This window comes from Nonomuraea aridisoli (genome assembly GCF_003236395.1).
In the GTDB taxonomy this organism is placed as follows: Bacteria; Actinomycetota; Actinomycetes; order Streptosporangiales; family Streptosporangiaceae; genus Nonomuraea; species Nonomuraea aridisoli.
Map to the genome: position 1 here is coordinate 55,796 of NZ_POUD01000011.1, position 15,116 is coordinate 70,911.

The 15,116-nt window shown below is 71.4% G+C and carries 18 protein-coding genes; 9 read left to right on the forward strand and 9 right to left on the reverse strand.

Features of this window, described 5'->3' with window-relative positions; translation table 11 throughout:
- Positions 1-42 precede the first annotated feature (42 nt).
- Together bagB and bagA are read right to left on the reverse strand one after the other, a co-directional pair.
- Positions 43-1,170, reverse strand: coding sequence for an ATPase BagB (bagB, locus tag C1J01_RS04900; protein ID WP_111176454.1), 1,128 nt, complete (start codon positions 1,168-1,170; stop codon positions 43-45).
- Entirely contained in the window at positions 1,167-2,168 is a 1,002-nt protein-coding gene (bagA, locus tag C1J01_RS04905) for an ATPase BagA (RefSeq protein WP_111176456.1), read from the reverse strand. The genes bagB and bagA overlap by 4 nt, the downstream gene beginning before the upstream one ends.
- A gap of 108 nt (positions 2,169-2,276) precedes the next feature.
- Here bagA and sp36 point away from each other — a divergent pair, with 108 nt between their 5' ends.
- The 4 genes from sp36 to C1J01_RS04920 are packed head-to-tail and all read left to right on the forward strand — an operon-like array spanning position 2,277 to position 4,534.
- Entirely contained in the window at positions 2,277-2,432 is a 156-nt protein-coding gene (gene sp36, locus C1J01_RS49575; RefSeq protein ID WP_165959776.1) for a Sp36 family protein, read from the forward strand.
- Positions 2,429-2,896, forward strand: coding sequence for a RidA family protein (locus C1J01_RS04910; RefSeq protein ID WP_111176458.1), 468 nt, complete (start codon positions 2,429-2,431; stop codon positions 2,894-2,896). The genes sp36 and C1J01_RS04910 overlap by 4 nt, the downstream gene beginning before the upstream one ends.
- Positions 2,897-2,951: 55 nt before the next feature.
- Positions 2,952-3,746 carry an NUDIX hydrolase gene (locus C1J01_RS04915; protein WP_111176497.1) on the forward strand — a complete coding sequence of 265 codons (795 nt, stop codon included), beginning with the start codon at positions 2,952-2,954 and terminating at the stop codon, positions 3,744-3,746.
- Positions 3,743-4,534, forward strand: a complete 792-nt coding sequence (locus C1J01_RS04920; protein ID WP_111176460.1) for an MBL fold metallo-hydrolase — start codon at positions 3,743-3,745, stop codon at positions 4,532-4,534. Before C1J01_RS04915 ends, C1J01_RS04920 begins: the two co-directional genes overlap by 4 nt.
- On the opposite strand, the gene C1J01_RS04925 is transcribed toward C1J01_RS04920, so the two are convergent.
- Together C1J01_RS04925 and C1J01_RS04930 are read right to left on the reverse strand one after the other, a co-directional pair.
- Positions 4,516-5,196, reverse strand: coding sequence for a Crp/Fnr family transcriptional regulator (locus tag C1J01_RS04925; protein ID WP_235854257.1), 681 nt, complete (start codon positions 5,194-5,196; stop codon positions 4,516-4,518). The genes C1J01_RS04920 and C1J01_RS04925 overlap by 19 nt on opposite strands.
- Before the next feature lie 169 nt (positions 5,197-5,365).
- Positions 5,366-5,785, reverse strand: a complete 420-nt coding sequence (locus C1J01_RS04930) for a hypothetical protein (protein WP_111176464.1) — start codon at positions 5,783-5,785, stop codon at positions 5,366-5,368.
- Between the two features lie 85 nt (positions 5,786-5,870).
- Between C1J01_RS04930 and nth the strand changes: the two genes are divergently transcribed.
- Both nth and C1J01_RS04940 read left to right on the forward strand, forming a co-directional pair.
- Complete coding sequence (gene nth, locus C1J01_RS04935) at positions 5,871-6,593, forward strand: endonuclease III (protein WP_111176466.1); 723 nt, start codon at positions 5,871-5,873, stop codon at positions 6,591-6,593.
- A 43-nt stretch (positions 6,594-6,636) separates the two neighbouring features.
- Positions 6,637-7,284 (forward strand): NUDIX hydrolase, encoded by a 648-nt coding sequence (locus C1J01_RS04940; RefSeq protein ID WP_111176468.1) that lies wholly within the window; start codon positions 6,637-6,639, stop codon positions 7,282-7,284.
- Here the strand turns inward: C1J01_RS04940 and C1J01_RS04945 are convergent.
- Complete coding sequence (locus C1J01_RS04945; RefSeq protein WP_235854258.1) at positions 7,281-7,772, reverse strand: HEAT repeat domain-containing protein; 492 nt, start codon at positions 7,770-7,772, stop codon at positions 7,281-7,283. The genes C1J01_RS04940 and C1J01_RS04945 overlap by 4 nt on opposite strands.
- Before the next feature lie 103 nt (positions 7,773-7,875).
- On the opposite strand from C1J01_RS04945, the gene C1J01_RS04950 reads away from it, so the two are divergent.
- The 3 genes from C1J01_RS04950 to C1J01_RS04960 all read left to right on the forward strand — a co-directional run bounded on the left by C1J01_RS04950 (position 7,876) and on the right by C1J01_RS04960 (position 10,736).
- Positions 7,876-9,066 carry a MarP family serine protease gene (locus C1J01_RS04950; RefSeq protein ID WP_111176471.1) on the forward strand — a complete coding sequence of 397 codons (1,191 nt, stop codon included), beginning with the start codon at positions 7,876-7,878 and terminating at the stop codon, positions 9,064-9,066.
- An 89-nt stretch (positions 9,067-9,155) separates the two neighbouring features.
- A complete protein-coding gene (locus C1J01_RS04955) occupies positions 9,156-10,121 on the forward strand; it encodes an aldo/keto reductase (RefSeq protein ID WP_111176473.1) in 966 nt (321 codons plus the stop codon).
- 9 nt (positions 10,122-10,130) lie between these two features.
- Positions 10,131-10,736 (forward strand): TetR/AcrR family transcriptional regulator, encoded by a 606-nt coding sequence (locus tag C1J01_RS04960; protein ID WP_111176475.1) that lies wholly within the window; start codon positions 10,131-10,133, stop codon positions 10,734-10,736.
- Here C1J01_RS04960 and C1J01_RS04965 read toward each other — a convergent pair.
- The 4 genes from C1J01_RS04965 to acs form a co-directional block, all read right to left on the reverse strand.
- On the reverse strand, positions 10,733-11,176 hold the full coding sequence (locus tag C1J01_RS04965; protein ID WP_111176477.1) for a DUF309 domain-containing protein: 444 nt from the start codon (positions 11,174-11,176) through the stop codon (positions 10,733-10,735). The genes C1J01_RS04960 and C1J01_RS04965 overlap by 4 nt on opposite strands.
- The gene (locus C1J01_RS04970) at positions 11,173-12,093 is read right to left on the reverse strand and encodes an alpha/beta fold hydrolase (protein WP_111176479.1); all 921 of its coding nucleotides are present in this window, start codon (positions 12,091-12,093) and stop codon (positions 11,173-11,175) included. The genes C1J01_RS04965 and C1J01_RS04970 overlap by 4 nt, the downstream gene beginning before the upstream one ends.
- Positions 12,083-12,517: a phage holin family protein gene (locus tag C1J01_RS04975; RefSeq protein ID WP_111176481.1), complete on the reverse strand. Its 435-nt coding sequence runs from the start codon at positions 12,515-12,517 to the stop codon at positions 12,083-12,085. Before C1J01_RS04975 ends, C1J01_RS04970 begins: the two co-directional genes overlap by 11 nt.
- Before the next feature lie 296 nt (positions 12,518-12,813).
- Positions 12,814-14,787 carry an acetate--CoA ligase gene (gene acs / locus C1J01_RS04980; RefSeq protein WP_111176483.1) on the reverse strand — a complete coding sequence of 658 codons (1,974 nt, stop codon included), beginning with the start codon at positions 14,785-14,787 and terminating at the stop codon, positions 12,814-12,816.
- Positions 14,788-15,116: the final 329 nt, after the last annotated feature.

A 15,116-nucleotide genomic window follows, 5' to 3' on the forward strand; every position in this document is an offset into this window, starting at 1 on the left:
TCGGCGACCGCGTACGGCCGGCGCCGCCCGCCGGCCGTACCTCTATGCGGCCGCCAGCAGGTCCCCGATCCGGCGCAGCCCCGCCAGGTCGTGGACGTCCTCGGACATGGCGCGGACCTGCACCACGGGGACCGTGGGGTGGGCCGAGACGAAATGCTCCTGTTCGCGGCTCTCACGGGCCGCGAGCTGCATCCGCCCGGCGTGCAGCCGCAGCACGGCGGCGGTGAGCTCGTGCTCGCCCCTCGATTCCAGGTCTTCCGCGGCGGCGGCGCTGCGGGCGGCCGACAGCGCCGAGGCCGGCGAGGTGTGCACGCGGTTGACCACCAGGCCGGCGAGCGGCATCCGCTCCTCGGCCAGGCGCTCCACGAAGTAGGACGCCTCACGCAGCGCGTCCCGCTCGGGCGCGGCCACCACGAGGAAGGCCGTGCCGGGCGCCTGCAGCAGCCGGTACGTGGCCTCGGCCCGCTGCCGGAAGCCGCCGAAGACCGCGTCGAGCGCGGACACGAACGTCTGCAGGTCCTTGATGACCTGCGCGCCGAGCAGCTTCGTCATCGCCCCGGCCATCAACCCGAACCCGGCGTTGAGCAGTCGGAACGCGCTGCGCCCCCCGGCCTTGGCCGGGGCGGTCAGCAGCCTGATGAACCTGCCGTCGAGGAAGCGCCCGAGCCGCTCGGGAGCGTCGAGGAAGTCGAGCGCCGAGCGTGAGGGCGGCGTGTCCACGATGATCAGATCCCACTCGTCGGAGCGGCGCAACTGGCCGAGCTTCTCCATGGCCATGTACTCCTGCGTGCCGGAGAAACTCGACGAGAGGGACTGGTAGAAGGGGTTCGACAGGATCTGCCGGGCCCGCTCGGGGTCGGCGTGCGCCTCGATGATCTCGTCGAACGTGCGCTTCATGTCGAGCATCATCGCGTAGAGCTGGCCGCCGCCGTCGGGCGAGCTGACCAGGCGCGGGGTGTTGTCGAGCTCGGTCAGGCCCATCGACTGGGCGAGGCGCCGGGCCGGGTCGACGGTCAGCACGACCGCGCACCGGCCGCGTTCGGCGGCCCGCAGGCCCAGGGCCGCGGCGGTCGTGGTCTTGCCCACGCCGCCCGCGCCGCAGCAGACGATGATGCGGGTGCCCCGGTCGTCGAGGATCGCGTCGATGTCGAGGACGGCGGGCTTCTTCACGCTGCTCCCTGGGTGCGCATGCTCTCGGCGAGCTCGTACAGGCCGGCCAGGTCGACGCCGTCGGCCAGCAACGGCAGCTCGTACGTCGTCAGGTCGGCTTCGGCCAGCGATTCGCGTTCGGTGTTCTCGAGCTCGGTGCGGCGGGCATGTTCCGCGATCTCCTCGGCGAGCGCCTCGGCCATCGAAGTGGCCTGCGCGCCGTCGATCACTCCTGCCGCCTTGAGCCCGAGAGTGAGCTCTCCGACGTCGAGCCGGCCTTTGACAGCCGAGTCAAGTGCGGCCTGGGGAAGGAGGGATTCGCGCACCATGTTGATGAAAATGCCGCCGGCGGGAAGACCGGCGGCGCGCAATTCGTCGATGCCGTCGAGCGTCTCCTGCACCGGCATCTCCTCCAGCACCGTGACGAAGTGCACGGCGGTCTCCGGCGACTTCACGACGCCGCTGACCAGGTCGGAGTGGTTCTTGATCGGGCCGACCTTGGCCAGGCCGGCCACTTCCTTGGTGACGTTCAGGAAACGGGTGATGCGGCCGGTCGGCGGGGCGTCGAGGACGACCGCGTCGTAGACCCTGCGGCCGTTCCTGCCGCGCCGGCGTACGGCCTCGGTCGTCTTGCCGGTGACGAGCACGTCGCGGAAGCCGGGGGCGACGGTGGTGGCGAAGTCGACGACGCCCATCTTGGTCAGCGCGCGGCCCGCGCGGCGCATCCCGTAGAACATCTCCATGTACTCGAGCATGGCCTCCTCGGGGTCGATGGCCAGCGCGTACACGTCACCGCCCGACGGGGCCACCGCGACCTTGCGCTCCTCGTAGGGCAGCGGCGGCAGGTCGAAGATCTGCGCGATGCCCTGCCGGCCCTCCACCTCCACCAGCAGCACCTTGCGGCCGCCCGAGGCCAGCGCGAGAGCCAGGGCGGCGGCCACCGTCGTCTTGCCGGTGCCGCCCTTGCCGGTGACGACGTGCAGTCGTACGTCGGCCCAATCCGTGTCCGGAGAGTCCACGGTTCGAGGCTACCGAAGCGTCACTTGCCGAAAGCCGACGACCACCCATTGAGATTGCTCACACTGCGGATGCGTCGTGTTCAGCGGGGCATCACTATCGTGATCCCCATGAAGAAATGGGAGTACCTCACCGCCCCGGTGCTGATCCACAACACGAAGATGATCCTCGACAACTTCGGCGCCGACGGCTGGGAGCTCGTGCAGATCCTGCAGGGCGCCACGCCCGAGCAGCTCGTCGCCTACTTCAAGCGGGAGAAGCAGTGACCACCACCCCTGAGGACAGGCTCGCGGAGCTCGGCCTGACGCTGCCCGAGGTGGTGGCCCCGCTGGCGGCGTACGTGCCGGCGGTCCGCACCGGAAACCTCGTCTACACCTCGGGCCAGGTGCCCATGGTGGAGGGCAAGCTCGCGCAGGCCGGCAAGCTGGGCGCCGAGGTGACCACCGAGCAGGGCGCCGAGTTGGCCCGCATCTGCGCGCTCAACGCGCTGGCCGCGGTCAAGGCGGAGGTCGGCGACCTGGCGAGGGTCGTACGCGTCGTCAAGGTCGTGGTGTTCGTCGCAAGCGACCCGGCCTACACCGAGCAGCCGAAGGTCGGCAACGGCGCCAGCGAGCTGCTGGTCCAGGCGCTGGGCGACGTGGTCGGCAAGCACGCGCGCAGCGCCGTCGGCGTGGCCTCTCTGCCGCTGGACGCTCCGGTCGAAGTGGAACTGATCGCCGAAGTCGACTGAACGGGCATATGTCACCATGACCGAGTGATGTTCTAGAGGAGGTCATGTGACTGGTCTGCCGCTTCCAGCCGAGCTCGCCGCGCGGGCCCGGGACGTCCTGGCCGGGCGCGTCCAGCCGGTGCCCGCGCGCGACGCCGCCACGGTGGTGCTGCTGCGCCCGGGGCCCGAGGTCTACCTGCTCCGGCGCAGGTCCACGATGGCGTTCGCCGCGGGGGCGTACGTCTTCCCCGGCGGCTCCGTCGACGTGCGCGACGCCGACCAGGCGGTCGCCTGGGCCGGGCCGTCGCCCGCGGAGTGGGGCGCGGCCTTCCACGCCGACGAGCGGCTCGCGCGGGGTCTGGTGTGCGCGGCCGTGCGTGAGACGTTCGAGGAGTCCGGCGTGCTGCTGGCCGGGCCGGGGCCCGGCTCGGTGGTGGCCGACACGACGGGCGACGACTGGGAGGCCGACCGGCTGGCGCTGATCGACCGGAGCCTCGCCTTCGCCGACTTCCTGGCCAGGCGCGGGCTCGTGCTCCGCTCCGACCTGCTCAAGCCCTGGGCGCACTGGATCACGCCGGAGATCGAGACCAGGCGCTTCGACACGCGCTTCTTCGTCGCCGTGCTGCCCGAGGGCCAGCGCACCCGCGACGTGGGCGGCGAGGCCGACCGGGTGGTCTGGCAGCGTCCGGCCGAGGCGCTGGAGCTGGCCCGCCGGGGCGAGATCTTCCTCATGCCGCCGACCCACCGCACACTGAGCGAGCTCTCCGAGCACGACAGCGTGGGCGGCGTCCTGGCCACGCCGCGCGACATCGTCACGATCATGCCGCGCGCGGTGGAGATCGAGGGCGAGATGCGGCTGGTGACGGCATGAGCGGCCTGTACATCCCCGTAGGGACGCCGGACGGGTCGCGTACCGACCACGCCGAGAACCTGCTCGCGCCCAACCCCTCGGTGATGACCCTCGACGGCACCAACACGTGGGTGATCGGCGCCGGCGAGGAGGTGGTCGTGGTGGATCCGGGGCCCGACGACGAGTCCCACCTGCTGCGCGTACGCGACCATCTCAAGGAGCGCCGCGTCACCGAGGTGCTGCTCACCCACGGTCACTTCGACCACAGCGGCGGCGCCCGGCGCTTCGCCGACCTGGTGAAGGCGCCCGTACGCGCTCTCGACCCGCGCCACCGGCTGGGCGGCGAGGGGCTGGCGGACGGCGACGTGGTGACCGTGGCGGGTCTGGAGATCCACGTCTACGCGACGCCGGGCCACTCGTTCGACTCGTTGTGCTTCTGGCTGCCGCAGGACCGGGCGATGCTGACCGGCGACACCATCCTCGGCAGGGGCACCACGATCATCGCCCGTGACGGCGGCCTGGCCGACTACCTGCGCAGCCTCGACCGGCTCAGGGCGGCGGCGGAGAGCCTCGCGGCGCGGGCGCTGCTGCCCGGGCACGGCCCGGTGCTGCCCGACCCGATCGGCGCGCTCGACGGCTACATCGCCCACCGGCGGGAGCGTCTCGACCAGATCAGGGCGGCCCGCGCCCAGGGTGCGCGCACGCCGCGCGAGATCGTCAAGATCGTGTACGCCGAGGTCGACCGCTCACTCTGGCCGGCCGCCGAGATGTCGGTGGCGGCCCAGCTGGACTACCTGGACCGGTTGTAGAGCCGGTCGACGTCGAGGATGACCACGGCCTTGGCCTCGATGCGCAACCAGCCGCGCTGGGCGAAGTCGGCCAGCGCCTTGTTGACCGTCTCGCGGGAGGCGCCGACGAGCTGCGCCAGCTCCTCCTGGGTGAGGTCGTGGTGGACCCGCAGGCCGTCGTCGGTCTTGGTGCCGAACCGTTCGGCGAGGTCGAGCAGCTGCTTGGCGACCCGGCCGGGCACGTCGGTGAACACCAGGTCGGCGAGCACGTCGTTGGTGCGGCGCAGGCGCTGGGCGAGCGCGCGCAGCAGGTGGAGGGCGACCTCGGGGCGGCCGGTGAGCCAGGGCCGCAGGTCGTCGTGGCCGAGCCCGGCCAGGCGCACCTCGGTCAGGGCCGTCGCCGTCGCCGTGCGCGGCCGCGGGTCGAACAGGGACAGCTCGCCGAACATCTCGCTCGGCCCGAGCACGCTGAGGAGGTTCTCCCGCCCGTCGGGGGAGGTGCGGGACAGCTTGATCTTGCCCTCCAGCACGACGTAGAGGCGGTCGCCCGTCTCGTTCTCGTGGAAGAGCGTCTGCCCCTTGGACAGCTGGACCTCGGTGATGCTCGTCCGCAGCGCCGCGGCGCTCTCGCGGTCGAGCGCGGCGAACAGGGGGGCCTTGCCCAGCACGTCTTCGGTGTTCACTCTGCCTCCTCTGCTGCCCATTGTGACTCACCCCACTCCGGGCGGCACACAAACAGATTATGGGAATGCCGGAGTGGTCTGGTCTTGTCCAGGCACGCTGAGGTGCGTGAAGTCCATGGGGAAAGGTACCTGATGCGGTGGTTTATTCCGTCCGCGGTCCCCCCTCCGCTCAGCCCGCGCGGGCCAGCAGGTCGTCCACCGAGGCCATCGCCGCCGCGACAGACCGGCCGAGCAGGACGCGCAGCAGGTCGGCGGCCCTAGGGCGGGACGCGGCGTCGGGGTGGCGGCAGCGTTCCACCGCGATCCGCAGCACGGGCGGCAGCACCCGCACGTCGCCGTCGGCGGCGCCGGTGGCCGCGAAGACCACCAGGTCGGCCCAGTCCCGTACGCCGTCCGCCGGCTCGCCGGGTGACGCGCAGCCGACGAGCACCTGGCCGCCGGCGCCGAGCGCCACCGTGCCGGGGCGGAGCCGTACCCCCGAGTCCGGGTGGACGATGGCCGCCGCGCACCGCACGGCCAGCCGGTGCAGCGCCGGGCCGCGCAGCGGCCCGTTCGTCCGGACGAACTCCGCCAGCGTCGAACTCCCCATGACGACCCCTTTCCGTGGCGTCAGGTTGTACGCGGGCCGGGCCGTCCAGGGTTCAACCGTTCGCGGAAGCTTCTACGCTGGCGGCATGGCGACGAAAGCGGCGGGGGGCAGGCAGGAGACCCGGCTCGCACTGGTGCGACGGGCCCGCAAGATGAACCGCGTCCTCGCGGAGACCTATCCAAACGCCCATTGCGAGCTCGACTTCGGCAATCCGCTGGAGCTGCTGGTCGCGACCATCCTCTCGGCCCAGTGCACGGACAAGCGGGTCAACATGGTGACCCCGATCCTGTTCGCGAAATATCCGACGGTCGAGGACTACGCGAGCGCCGACCGGTCCGAGATGGAAGAGATCATCCGCTCGACCGGCTTCTTCCGCGCGAAGACCAACAGCATCATCGGCATGGCCCAGGCGATCTGCGAGCGCTACGGCGGCGAGGTGCCCGGGAAGCTGAAAGACCTGGTCGGCCTGCCCGGCGTGGGCCGCAAGACGGCCAACGTGGTGCTGGGGAACGCCTTCGGCGTGCCCGGCCTGACCGTCGACACCCACTTCCAGCGCCTCGTGCGCCGGTTCGGCTGGACCGAGGAGACCGACCCCGTCAAGATCGAGCACATCGTGGGGGAGCTGCTGCCCCGCCGCGAGTGGACGATCTTCTCCCATCGGGTCATCTGGCACGGCCGCCGCATCTGCCACGCCCGCAGGCCCGCGTGCGGCGTGTGCCCGCTGGCCGCCCTGTGCCCCTCGTACGGCACCGGCCCGACCGACCCCGGCCAGGCCGCCAAGCTCGTCAGGTCCGGCCCCTTCTCCTGACCTGCCGGGAAGTGATCGGTGGCTTGCCGATGTTGGAGGATGCGTGACCCAAGTGCCCGACTGGCTCGAACGATTGGCGGCGCAGGCGCAACAGGCCAAGGTCCCCCGATACCTGCGTCCCCCCGCCGACGGCGGCCGGGAGGCGGCGGTGCTGATGTTGTTCGGCGAGGGTCCGTCAGGTCCCGACGTGCTGCTGATCCAGCGCAGCACCCGCGGGCGCCGGCACCCCGGCCAGCCTGCCTTCCCGGGAGGCGGCGTCGATCCGGGCGACGGCGGGCCGGTCGCCGCGGCGCTGCGCGAGGCCGAGGAGGAGACCGGGGTCGACCCGGCCGGCGTCCACGTGCTCTGCACGATGCCGGAGCTCTACCTCAACCACAGCGACAACCGCGTCACGCCCGTGGTGGCCTGGTGGCGCGTTCCTTGCGCGGTGCACGCGGCCTCGCCCGACGAGGTCGAATCCGTCGAACGGGTGCCGATCGCCGAGCTGGTCGATCCCGGCAACCGCGTCATGCTGCGTCACCCGAGCGGCATGGCGGGCCCGGCGTTCCGGGTGCGCGGGATGGTGGTGTGGGGGTTCACCGCGGTGGTGCTCGACTCGGTGCTGCGCGCGGCCGGGCTGGAGCGTCCGTGGGACACCGCGCGGATCGAGCAGCTGCCGCCCGACATCCTCGGGCTGGCCTCCCGCTCCTAGCGGGCGGCCCGCAGCGCCACGCCGAGCGAGGCCCAGCCCGCCACGTCGGCGTCGTCGTCGGCCGCCAGCGCGCGCAGCGTCTCCAGGCCCGCCCGGTCGGGCGGATCGCCGAGCACGTGCTGCAGCGCGTACGCGGCGCCGTAGCGGACTCTCGGGTCGTCGTGGCCGGCCAGCTCGATCACCGACGGCAGCGAGCGCGGGTCGGCCAGGTGGCCGAACGCGATCAGCACCGAGTAGAGCACCATCGCGTCGTCCTCGCTGGCGGCCAGGTAGCGCAGCACCGGCAGCGTACGGTCGGCGAAGGAGTGGAGCATGCCCATGATGTCGACGCCGAGCAGCCGCTCCGCGACGGTGTCGGCGGCGCAGAGCCGGCGCGCCTCGATGAACGACTCCAGATCGCCGCGCTGACGCAGCATGGAGATCACGTGCCAGCGCAGCGGCCCGTCGGGGTCGGTGTCGCTCAGAGCCGCCTGGATGAGTTCGCGCACTGTTCCCTCGGCCCCCGGCATACCGCCCAAGATAGTCAGGCGGGTGACGCCGTCCTGATCGAAGACGTGCACGCTTGACCCTATCGCTGGCTACCTTTGAAGCGTGCGCGGTGATCTGCTTGACCTCATTCTGATCGCCCTGGTGATCGCCTTCGGCATCTCCGGATACCGGCAGGGCTTCATCATCGGGGTGATGAGCTTCGTGGGGTTCGTCGGCGGAGCCGTGCTGGGCGTCTTCATCGCGCCCCCGATCACGAAGGCCGTCGTCGAGGGCGACACGCCCCAGGCGCTGCTCGCCATCGTGATCGTCTTCCTGTCCGCGACGGTCGGCCAGTTCGCCTCCTCGACGCTCGGGGCGGTAGTGCGCAGCCACGTCACGTGGGAGCCGGCCAAGGTGGCCGACGCGATCGGCGGCACGTTCGCCAGCGCGCTGTCGGTGCTGGTCATCGCGTGGCTGATCGGCTCGCTGGTGGTCTCCAGCACCTTCACCCCGCTCGTCGACCAGGTGAAGAACTCCGCGCTGCTCACGACGGTCGACGAGGCCCTCCCGCAGGCCGCGCGCAACTGGCAGCAGCCGTTCAAGAAGTTCATCGACCGCTCGGAGTTCCCGCCGGTCTTCGACGCGATCGGGGCCGGTCACCTCATCGACGTGCCGCCGCCCGACCAGAGCGTGCTGCAGGGGGCCAAGCTGGCCCGCGCCCGGCGCGGCATCGTCAAGGTGCAGGGCAACGCCGACAGCTGCAACAAGCACATCGAGGGCACCGGCTTCGTCTACGCGCCCGGCCGCATCATGACCAACGCCCACGTGGTCGCGGGCGTCAACCGCGACCTGCAGGTCATCGACTCCGAGAACAACCGCCACCCGGCCACGGTGGTGCGCTACAACCCGCGGCGCGACATCGCCGTCCTCTACGTGCCGGGGCTCGACCTGCCGCAGCTGTCGTTCGACGACGAGGCCGAGCGCGGCGACAACGCGATCGTCGCCGGCTTCCCCAAGGGCAGGGGGTTCACCGCCGCGCCGGCCCGCATCGGCGGCCAGCTCACCGCCGAGGGCCCCGACATCTACCGCGCCAACACCGTCCGGCGCGAGGTCTACGCGATCCGCGGCGAGGTGCTGCCCGGCAACTCCGGGGGCCCGCTGCTCACCGTCGACGGCCGCGTCTACGGCGTGATCTTCGCCGCCGCGATCAACGAGGAGCAGACCGGCTACGTCCTGACGGCCGACGAGGTCGCCCCCGACGCCGCCGCGGGCCGTAACGACACCACGCCGGCCAGCACGCAGGACTGCGACTGACGGTTTCCCAGAACGACGAGCCTCCCTTCGCGCGCCTCAATGTGATAGGTTCTCACAATGTGATAGGTCATCACATCGAGGAGCAGGCCATGAAGGCGCGCAGGCTCGGCACCACTGACATCGAGATCAGCCCCATCGGGCTGGGATGCATGCAGTTCTCCGGCACCAGGAACGTGGCACGGCTGATGATCAGACCCATCGAGGAGGAGACCGCCACCGCGGTGGTGCGGGCCGCCCTCGACGGCGGCATCACGTGGTTCGACACCGCCGAGATGTACGGCGCGGGCAACTCGGAAGAAGTGCTGGCCGCCGCGCTCAAGGAGTGCGGCGTCGCGCCCGGCCAGGTCGCCGTCGCCACCAAGTGGGCCCCGCTGGGGCGTACGGCCGCCAGCATCACCCGCACCATCGGCGACCGCCTCGCCCACCTCGGCGGCTACCCCGTCGACCTGCACCAGATCCACATGCCGACGGGCTCCCTGTCGGGCCTGCCCGCCCAGCTGCGGGCCATGGCCGCGCTGGCCAGGGCGGGCAGGATCAGGGCGGTCGGGGTGAGCAACTTCTCCGCCCGCCAGATGGTGCTCGCCCACCGGGTGCTCGCCGCCGAGGGCGTCGCGCTGGCCGCCAACCAGGTCAGGATCAGCCTGCTGCGGCGCGACATCGAGCGCGACGGCGTGCTGGAGACCGCCCGCCGGCTGGGCGTCACGCTGATCGCGTACTCGCCGCTCGACGGCGGGCTGCTCACCGGGCGCTACCACGACGACCCCGAGCTGACCAGGAACGCGCCCGTGATGCGCAGGTTCTTCGGCCGCCGCGACCTGAGCACGCGCGGCCTCGCGCGCACGGCGCCGCTGATCGACGCCATGCGGCGGATCGCCGCCGGTCACGGCGTCACGGTCGGGCAGGTGGCGCTCAACTGGGTCATCACCCGCTACGGCGACACGGTCGTGGCCATCCCCGGCGCCTCCAAGCCTCGCCAGGCGGCCGAGGCGGCGGGCGCGATGGGCTTCACGCTCACCGCGGCGGAGGCCGGAGAGCTCGATGAGCTGTCACGCTAACCTGAGGCCGTGCCCCGGACCACCAGACGCGACCGCTATCACCACGGCGACCTGCGGGCCGCGCTCATCGACACCGCGATGGAGCTGATCGCCGAGCAGGGGGTGCAGGGGTTCTCGCTGGCGGAGGCGAGCAGGCGGCTCGGGGTCGCCGTCAGCGCCCCCTACCGCCACTTCGCCGACCGCGACGAGTTGCTGCTCGCGGTCGGCGTACGCGCGGGCGAGCTGCTCGCCACGACCGTCTCGGCCGAGATCGGCGGCGACTCCCACGAGGCCCGGCTGGTGGCGGTGGCCAGGGGCTACGTCCGCTTCGCCGCCCGGCACCGGCCGTTGTTCGAGGCCATGTTCGGCACGCTGATGCCGGTGGGGGAGCCGGAGTTCGAGCGGGCCACCCAGCCGGTGAAGGGCGTCTTCCACACCGCCGCGACCGCCCTGGCCGGCGGCGACCCCGTGGCCGCCGAGTCACTCGGGCTCGCCGTGGCCGCCGTCGCGCACGGCTACGCCGGGCTGCTCCACCTGGGCATGCTCGGCGAAGGCGACGACGCCGTGGAGCACGCGGTGGCGCGGGCCGAAGCCGCCACCCGGGCGCTGATCGCGGGCCGGTCGGCGCTGACCTAGCCGGGAAGTCTGCCCAGGATCAGGGCGATGGCCTCGCCGGGGTCGGTGTCCTGGGTGAGCGTCGAGGCCGCCTTGCCGACGGCGTCGTACGCTCCGCCGTACGACTGGGCCTTGGCGGCGCCGCGGCTGAAGAGGGTCACGGCCCCGCGCCCGTTGCCGCGCTGCAGGTGGGTCAGGCCGACGCAGATCTGCGCGAGGCCCTGCCACAACTCGCGCTCGTCCTCGGGGGCGCACTTCCAGCGGCCCTCGAACACCTCGTGGGCGTTGAACGGCAGCCCCTCGCCGAGGAACCGGCGGCCGTCGGCCAGCGCCTGCTCGGTGGTCGGGGCGTAGTCGTCGGGGACGCGGGCCACGCCGGGGGAGCCGTACGGGAGCGGGCGGCCGTAGGCGTCGCGGGGGCGGGCGTTGCGCGGCCTGCCCTCGGGGTCGCGGTCTCTCATCGGTCGGGCTCCGGATCGTTCAGCCAGCCGAGCAGCTCGGTGTCGAACACGTCGGCAACCTCCTCGTGCGGGAAGTGGCCGGCCCCCTCCATCAGCCTCCACCGGTACGGGGCCGCCACGTAACGGCTCGAACCGAGAGCCGTGCGCGGCAGGACCACCGGGTCGAGCGCCCCGTGCACCTGAAGGGTCGGAGCCTCGACCGGCGTGCGCATCGCCCTGGCGTAGCGCCGGCCGTCGGGTCGAACCTGAGAACGGCCGAACCAGCGGTGGTATTCCAGCGCCGAGTGCGCCACGGCGGGGATGCGGAACGCCTCGCGGTAGGTGCGCGACTCGTCGGGGGCGGGCCAGCCGGGCCGGGAGCGTTCGTCCAGAAGCCTGCCGACCAGGGCCGCGTCGTGGCGGGTGAGGCGATGCTCAGGCAGCAGCGGCAGCTGGAACCCGATCGCCCGCCGGCTCGCCTTGAGCTGCCCGAACGGGTCGGCCACCAGCGACCTGCGCACCCGCAGCGGATGCGGCGCCGACACGACCACCAGCCGGTGGACGCACTTGGGGTCGAGCACCGCCATCGTCCAGGCCAGCAGACCGCCCCAGTCGTGGCCGACGACGGTCGCGCAGGTCTCGCCCAGCGCCCTGATCAGCCCGGTCGCGTCGGCGGCCAGCGTGGGCAGGTCGTAGCCGCGCGGCGGCTTGTCACTGCCGCCGTAGCCGCGCAGGTCGGCGGCGACCGCCCGGTATCCGGCCGCGGCCAGGGACGTCAGCTGGTGGCGCCAGGTCCACCAGAACTGCGGGAACCCGTGCAGCAGCAGCACCAGCGGGCCCTCGCCGGCCTCGACGACGTGGAAGCGGGTGCCGCCCGCGTGCACCGCGCGGTGCGTCCACGGGCCCTCGATCTGGACGACGGACTCGTCAGGCGCCATCACGGGTCACCGGCTCGGGCCCGCGCGCGGGCACGACCTCGCCGTCGGGGGTGGCGATCTCCTTCAGCCCCTTGATCGACCGGGCGGTGCGCTTCATCCCCGCCAGTCCCTTCAGCCGCCGCACCCCGAGGAACACCGCCAGCCCCGCGGCCAGCAGGTAGATGACCGTCACGATGAGGAAGGCCAGCCAGTGGGGCATCACCTGGGCCAGCGCGTACGCGATCGCGAACGAGGCGAGGATCAGGCACAGGTGAGCCATGAACGCGGCGGCGGCGAACATCCCGGCCGCCGTGCCGACCCGTTTGGCGTCGAACCTGAACTCGGCCTTGGCCAGCTCGATCTCGGAGCGGACCAGGGACGAGATGTGGCTGGTCGCCTGGGCGACCAGCGAGCCCAGGGATTCTTCCTCGGGAGTCTGCGGCATGAACGTCTCCTATCGGGGCCGGGTGGCCGTGTCAAACATCATCCAGCGCCCTGGCGACGCCTGCGTACCCGTGTGCCGGCACCGCCCGATCCCTGGGGCGGGTGCGATGTCCGACAGTCTCGCCAGGTCGGGCCGTGCCGACGGCCAGGCGCCGCCGAACACGCCGGGGATTTTCCTGGCGAGCACGGGTCCCGTTCCAGAACTACCCGATCGGACAAGATAGCGCCCGTGGTGTGACCCCCGAACGGCGAGAGCGCATGCCCGGAAATTTCCGGGCATGCGCTCTCGTGTCGGGTCTAGTCCTCCTGCTTGGCGGACGGAAGCTTCTCCGAGATCAGGTTCATCACCGTGCTGTCGGCCAGCGTGGTGACGTCGCCGATGCTGCGGTTCTCGGCCACGTCGCGCAGCAGGCGGCGCATGATCTTGCCGGAACGGGTCTTCGGCAGCTCCGGCACCACGAGGATCTGGCGCGGCTTGGCGATCGGGCCGAGCGTCTTGGCCACGTGGTTACGCAGGTCGGCGGCGATGTCGTCGCTCTCCTCCACCGAGCCGCGCAGGATCACGAACGCCACGATGCCCTGGCCGGTCACCGGGTCGGTGGCGCCGACGACCGCCGCCTCGGCCACCTTCGGGTGGCTGACCAGCGCGCTCTCCACCTCCGTGGTGGAGATGTTGTGGCCGGAGACGAGCATGACGTCGTCCACGCGGCCGAGCAGCCACAGGTCGCCGTCCTCGTCCTTCTTGGCGCCGTCGCCGGGGAAGTACATCCCCTCGAAGCGGCTCCAGTAGGTGTCGATGTAACGCTGGTCGTCGCCCCAGATCGTGCGGAGCATCGACGGCCACGGCTCGCGGACGACGAGGAAGCCGCCGCCTCCGTTGGGGACGCTGTTGCCCTGGTCGTCCACCACGTCGGCGACGATGCCGGGCAGCGGGCGCATCGCGGCACCGGGCTTGGCCGCGGTCACGCCGGGCAGCGGGCTGATCATGACGGCGCCGGTCTCCGTCTGCCACCAGGTGTCCACGACGGGGCAGCGCTCGCCGCCGATGTGCTCGCGGTACCAGACGTACGCCTCGGGGTTGATCGGCTCGCCGACCGAGCCCAGGACGCGCAGGCTGGACATGTCGTACTTGGCGGGGATGTCGTCGCCCCACTTCATGAACGTCCGGATGGCCGTGGGGGCCGTGTAGAGCAGCGTGACCTTGTACTTCTGCACGATCTCCCAGAACCGGCCGCGGTGCGGGGTGTCGGGAGTGCCCTCGTAGATGACGCTGGTCGCGCCGTTGGCGAGGGGGCCGTACACGATGTAGGAGTGGCCCGTCACCCAGCCGATGTCGGCCGTGCACCAGTAGATGTCGGTCTCGGGCTTGAGGTCGAAGACCGCGTGGTGCGTCCAGGCCGTCTGGGTGAGGTAGCCGCCCGTGGTGTGCAGGATGCCCTTCGGCCTGCCGGTGGTGCCGCTGGTGTAGAGGATGTACAGCGGGTCCTCCGCGTCGTGCGGCACCGCGGTGTGCTGGTCGCTCTGGCGGTCGACCAGGTCGTGCCACCAGATGTCCTTCTCACCGATGGCGACGTCCTCGCCGGTACGCCGTACGACGAGGACGTGCTCGACCTGCGGGCACTCGGCGACGGCCTCGTCGACGGTCGGCTTGAGGGCGCTCGGCTTGCCCCTGCGGTAGCCTCCGTCCGAGGTGATCACCAGTTTGGCGTCGGCGTCGTCGATCCGGCTCTTCAGCGCCTGCGCCGAGAACCCGCCGAACACCACCGAGTGGATCGCCCCGATGCGGGCGCAGGCCAGCATCGCGATCGGCAGCTCGGGGATCATCGGCATGTAGACGGCCACCCGGTCGCCCTTGCCGACGCCCAGCTCCTGCAGCGCGTTGGCGGCCTTGGCGACCTCGGTCTTCAGGTCGTTGTAGGTGAGGACGCGGGTGTCACCCTCGGGCTCGCCCTCCCAGTAGTAGGCGACCTTGTCGCCGCGCCCCTCCTCGACGTGGCGGTCGACGCAGTTGTAGGCGACGTTGAGCTCGCCGCCGACGAACCACTTCGCGAACGGGGGGTTCCACTCGAGCGTCTTGTCCCACCGCTTGGCCCAGGTCAGCCGCTCGGCGGCGCCCTCCCAGAAAGCGAGGCGATCGGCGGCGGCCTCGTCGTAAGCGGCCGCGGTCACGTTAGCGGCCGCCGCAAGGTCAGCCGGCGGCTCGAACCGGCGGTTCTCCTGCAGCAGGTTGGACAGCGCCTGGGTTTCGTTACCAGCGGTCTCCGGGGCCACCTCGTGCTCCTTCTATGGCCAGATTTGGATAGGTCGTGTCCCACTTCACCAGCTCAGGACCTCCGTACACAAGAGGTCTAGACAGGTCTGTACCTCCGGGTCCTGGGTGGGGTGCGTCTTATCACTTCGCATGACAAATGCTATTGAAACGTTGTCATCCTGCAATAAGGGGAATATGCGGAGGGGGAGGGAGGCGGGGTTCAGAGCGCTTTATGGGCCCCCTCCACGGCCCTTTCTCGCAGTACGGGGAGCGCTCGAGACCACATTGGAGCCCGGCGGCAAGCCGGAACACCGCCGTGTACCCAGGGTCATGTTCCACCCCCCATATC